The organism is Mycobacterium sp. (genome assembly GCF_019243155.1).
In the GTDB taxonomy this organism is placed as follows: domain Bacteria; phylum Actinomycetota; class Actinomycetes; order Mycobacteriales; family Mycobacteriaceae; genus Mycobacterium.
This window is the reverse complement of the sequence record NZ_JAFAUS010000127.1, coordinates 1-5,044: the sequence shown is the minus strand read 5'-3', so window position 1 is coordinate 5,044 and position 5,044 is coordinate 1. Positions and strand designations below refer to the sequence as shown.

Below are 5,044 nucleotides of genomic sequence, written 5' to 3'. Positions count from 1 at the left end.
CGACATCGCTGTCCTCGTCGATCTTCGGTTTGGCGAAAACCGCGAATCCGACGTTCCGAAGGGCATCCACCCAGGGCCGCACAACATCAGCGCTACCCGGTGCGATGTTGGTGAAAACGGTGGCTTCTGGTTCGATCACGACGCCGGGGCGACCGGCACTGACCTCGGCTGTGAGCCCCAACAGCCAGCGTCCCAGGGCGTCGAACCGCGGCCGCTCCATCGCCGTGGGGCGCCGACCCAGGATCGAGCCCAGACCCATGTCGAGGTTGGGCGCGTCCCAGACCAGCAAGACGCGCCCGCCCGGCGAGAAGCCACCCAGTGCCCCGTCGTCGGCCAGTACCGCAGGCGGGGCCACGGGTTCCGCGGCTGACGCGGTTTCTTCCGTCAGGCTCATGCTCTTCGCCTACTTATCGCCTGTTCCGGGCCCGGTTTCGGGCTTGAGCCAGATGAATTCGTTGATGACGCTGCCGGCGTCGCGGCCCTTGTTCTCGTACTTGGTGATCGGGCGGTCGGTCGAGATCGGCAGTCGGCTGTCGGGATCCACCCGGCTGAGTCGTGGTTCGGCGTCACCGACCTCCGCGATGTGTTCGGCGTAGCCGGCGTGGTCCGTCGCGACGTGCACAACACCACCCCCGAGTAGCCGATCGGCGATCAAGGCAATCGTGGAAGTCTGCAGAAACCGCCGCTTGTGGTGGCGCGCCTTCGGCCACGGATCGGGGAAGAAGACCCGCACCCCGGTCAGCGAACCCGGCGCGATCAGCCGCTGCAGGACCTCGATGCCGTTGCCGCGGACCAACCGGATGTTGCCGATCTGGTCACGGTCGATCCCGCTCAGCAGCTGCGCCAGACCCCGTCGGTAGATCTCCACCGCGATCACGTCGATATCGGGCTCGTCCTTGGCCATCGCCAACGTCGATGTGCCACTGCCACAACCGATCTCGAGTACAACCGGCGCCCGACGCCCGAACCAGGCGGCGGTGTCCAGCGGCGCCTGGACGCGACCTTCCGGCGAGGCGTCCAGCGACAGACCCAGGTCCGGCCAGCGCCGTTCCCAGACCTTGCGCTGCGCGTCGGAAAGAGCCGACCGCCTGGAGCGGAAGCTCGAGGCTGGGAGATAGCGCTGTTCGCGACGATCCGATTCCGATTCACTCACCGGCGTGTCGGGAGATATCGCCACTCCGGGTTGCGCGTGCATTTGTCCATGGTGGCCTATAAACCGATGATGTATCCGCCCCTGGTCCGGATTGATACCCAACAGTTGCCTTCAGCTGGTACCAGATAAACAGTGGCTCGCATCATGCTGATACAGGTGCCACCATTCGGTGGTATCGCACCGGCTGGCCGGCAAACGGGTCCAGACCGGAAACGGCATTGCATTCGCCGAGTGGCAAAGGCTGCCGCGCGATCGAATCGGACGGGTAGGGCGTGAAGGGACAAGGACACCAGATTTTCGTCGACGAGCTGGCGCGATTTGCCGCCGGTCTCGACGACCCGCGCGTGACGGCGGTCGCGGAGCGAACCGCCGCGCCCCTGCGGGTGGCTGTCCGCGGTCGCCGGGGGGTAGGGCGCGGCGCGGTGGCCCGCGCGCTGGACCGCGCGGGAGCGACGAAGGTACGAGTGGTCCCCCTGGACGACGACGGGATCGACGTCGTCGTCTACGTAACCACCGAGGTGCTCAAGCCCGAGGACCTCGACGGCATCGCCACCGCCGCGCACCCGGTGCTCGCGGTGCTGAACAAGGCCGATCTGACCGGCTCGCTTTCGGGACGCGGCGCGGACGGGCCGATCGCGGCCGCGCGAGCGCGGTGCAAGGACCTCGCCGCGCTGGCGGGTGTTCCGATGGAACCGATGATCGGACTGCTCGGGGTCGCCGCGCTCGACGATCTGGACAGCGCGATGTGGGCGGCGCTACGGACGCTGGCCGCCGCTATGAACCCCTGCCTCGATGATTCCTTTGCCGGCTTCCTCGCGGCCGACAACCCGGTCCCGACGGACGTCCGCCTGCGCCTGCTGGACACGCTCGACCTGTTCGGCACCGCGTTGGCGATCGCCGCGATCCGCCAGGACAGGACGCCTGCGCAGGTCCGGGCGTTGCTGCGCCGGATGAGTGGGGTCGACGCCGTGCTGGCCAGGCTCTCGATCGTGGGCGCCGAGGTGCGCTACCAGCGGGTGCTCGCGGCCGTCGCGGAGCTGGAGGCGCTGGCCGTCGGCCAGGGCCGGTTCGGGGAGCGGATCAGCGGATTTTTGTCCCGCGACGACACCGTCGTCGCCCGGATGGCCGCCGCCGTCGACCTGGCCGAAGCGGCCGGCCTGGATGTCGGGCCCGTCGATCTGCATCGCAACCCGGGCGCCCACCTGCCACGCGCGGCCCGGTTTCAGCGCTACAGCCGCGCGTCGGTCAGCGATCTGCATCGCGCGTGCGGTGCGGACATCGCGCGCGGATCGCTGCGGCTGTGGTCGCAGGCCTGCGGGTCGCTGCCCGGGGGGTCATGGTGAGCGACGATCACGACGCCACCCGGGTGGACGCCCTGGTGGAGGCGGTCGGGCCGAAGCTGCACGGGCCCCCGACGCAACGGTCCGACGTGGTGCTGGTGACCGGCCCGTGGATGGCCGGGGTGACCGCGGTGGCGACGGCGTTGAGCGAACGGCTGCAGCAGCACAAGTTCGTCGAGTCGACGGAACTGGGCGTCGGCGACGTTCCGATGGCCGTGGTCTTCGTCGTGTCGGCCGCGTCGCACCTGACGGAGTCCGACTGCGCGCTGCTGGACGCCGCCGCCGAATACACCGACGCGGTCGTCGGCGTGGTGTCCAAGATCGACGTGCACCTCAACTGGCGTGACATCGTCGCCGCGAACCGTGAAAAGCTGGCCGCGCACGCGCCCCGCTACGGCCAGGTGCCATGGGTGGGGGCGGCGGCGCTGCCCGACCTCGGTGAGCCCGACATCGACGAGCTGGTCAAGACGATCTCCGAAGAGCTCGGCGACTCCGCTCTTGAGCGTCGAAACGTTTTGCGGGCGTGGGAATTTCAACTTCAGACGGCCGTGCGGGAATTCGACCGCGACGTCGAGGGCGCGGGCCGGCAGGCGCGGGTCGACGCATTGCGCCACGAGCGCAGTACCGCCTTGCAGCAGCGGCGAGAGGCGAAGACCGAACGCACCGTCACGCTGCGCGGGCAGATCCAGCAGGCGCGCGTCCAGCTGTCCTACTTCGCGCGCAACCGCTGCTCGTCGCTGCGCACCGAGCTGCAGGAGGACGCGGCGGCATTGGCGCGGCGCAACATGGCCGCCTTCGAGGCGGATACGCGCGGCCGGCTCGACGACGTGGTCGCCGAGGTCCGCGACGGCGCCGACACTCAACTCGCGGACGTGGCGCAGGTCATGGGTGTCTCGGTCGAACTGCCGCCCGCTCAGATGCTGCCGACCGTTGAAGTCAAGGCCCCGCCGCTGAAATCTCGCCAACAAGAAACCTGGCTGATGATGCTCTTGGGTGCCGGGTTCGGCCTGGGCGTCGCGCTGACGTTGAGCCGGCTGCTCAGTGGAGTCGCGTCACGGCTCAGCCCGGCGCTGGCCGTCGCCGCCACGGTGGCGTGCGTGGTGATCGGGCTGGTGGTCACCTTCATCGTGATCAACATCCGCGGCCTGCTGCGGGACCGGGCATTGCTGGACCGCTGGGCGGGCGAAGTGACGTCGTCGCTGCAATCGGTGACCGAGGAGCTGGTCGCGACCCGCGTTCTGGCCGCGGAATCGGTGCTGACCAAAGCCGTGATGGCCCAGGATGCGACCGAAAACGCCCAGGTGACCGATCAGGTCGCCGTCATCGACAACGAGCTGCGCGAGCACGCCATGGCGGCCAAGCGGGCCGCGGCAACCCAAGACCGCGAGATGCCGGCGGTCCTGGCCGCGCTGGACGCCGTGCGTACAGAGCTGGGGGAACCGGGCACACCTACCGGGAGCACGGCCGAGGATCCGTCGGAAGGGGAGGCTGCGGACGAAATGGAAAAACCGGCCCCGAGGAGCGAAGACAGCGGCCTTTCGTAGGCTTCTGAATCGTTGTTGTGAGAAGGCTTATACCTGCCCGAGGCTTCCCCGACAAGGTCCTCGGGATAACCTGTAGTTAACGCCCACCATTCGGAGATATGTGTGGTCGACCACATACATCCATAGAGACGCACGAGTACGCCGAAGGATCAGGAGATTTCGATGACCTCAGCGACCATTCCCGGTTTGGACACCGCGCCCACGAAGCATCAGGGGCTGCTGTCATGGGTACAGGAGGTCGCCGAGCTCACCCAGCCTGAGCGGGTGGTCTTCGCCGACGGCTCCGCCGAGGAGTTCGACCGCCTGGCCGGTCAGCTGGTGGAAGCGGGCACGTTCACCAAGCTGAACGAGAAGAAGCACCCCAACTCGTATCTGGCGTTGTCGGACCCTTCCGACGTGGCGCGTGTCGAGTCGCGGACGTTCATCTGCTCGGAGCGTGAGATCGACGCCGGCCCCACGAACAACTGGATGGAGCCGGCAGAGATGCGCGGCATCATGACAGACCTGTACCGCGGTTGCATGCGCGGCCGCACGATGTACGTGGTGCCGTTCTGCATGGGCCCGCTGGGCGCCGACGACCCGAAGCTGGGCGTCGAGATCACCGACTCCGAGTACGTCGTCGTCTCCATGCGCACCATGACCAGGATGGGCAAGGCCGCCCTGGAGAAGATGGGCGACGACGGGTTCTTCGTGAAGGCGCTGCACTCCGTGGGCGCCCCGCTCGAGCCGGGCCAGAAGGACGTGCCGTGGCCGTGCAACGACACCAAATACATCACCCACTTCCCGGAGACCCGTGAGATCTGGAGCTACGGCTCGGGTTACGGCGGTAACGCGCTGCTGGGCAAGAAGTGCTACTCGCTGCGCATCGCGTCGGCGATGGCCCACGACGAGGGCTGGCTCGCCGAGCACATGCTGATCCTCAAGCTGATCTCGCCGGAGAACAAGGCCTACTACTTCGCCGCGGCGTTCCCGTCGGCGTGCGGCAAGACCAACCTCGCGATGCTGCA

General features: G+C 67.8%; 4 protein-coding genes and 1 pseudogene. 3 read left to right on the top strand and 2 right to left on the bottom strand.

Annotated elements, in window-relative coordinates:
• Both JOZ00_RS06225 and trmB read right to left on the bottom strand, forming a co-directional pair.
• Positions 1 to 394 (bottom strand): annotated as a pseudogene (locus JOZ00_RS06225) (NYN domain-containing protein); the annotation flags it as partial.
• 9 nt (positions 395 to 403) lie between these two features.
• The gene (trmB, locus tag JOZ00_RS06220; protein ID WP_293341244.1) at positions 404 to 1,213 is read right to left on the bottom strand and encodes a tRNA (guanosine(46)-N7)-methyltransferase TrmB; all 810 of its coding nucleotides are present in this window, start codon (positions 1,211 to 1,213) and stop codon (positions 404 to 406) included.
• Positions 1,214 to 1,425: 212 nt separating this feature from the next.
• Between trmB and JOZ00_RS06215 the strand changes: the two genes are divergently transcribed.
• From JOZ00_RS06215 to JOZ00_RS06205, 3 genes are all read left to right on the top strand, one after another.
• Positions 1,426 to 2,496 (top strand): hypothetical protein, encoded by a 1,071-nt coding sequence (locus JOZ00_RS06215; protein ID WP_293341241.1) that lies wholly within the window; start codon positions 1,426 to 1,428, stop codon positions 2,494 to 2,496.
• On the top strand, positions 2,490 to 4,037 hold the full coding sequence (locus JOZ00_RS06210; RefSeq protein WP_293341238.1) for a hypothetical protein: 1,548 nt from the start codon (positions 2,490 to 2,492) through the stop codon (positions 4,035 to 4,037). The genes JOZ00_RS06215 and JOZ00_RS06210 overlap by 7 nt, the downstream gene beginning before the upstream one ends.
• 162 nt (positions 4,038 to 4,199) lie before the next feature.
• A partial coding sequence (locus JOZ00_RS06205) for a phosphoenolpyruvate carboxykinase domain-containing protein (protein WP_293341236.1) occupies positions 4,200 to 5,044 on the top strand: 845 nt, incomplete at its 3' end.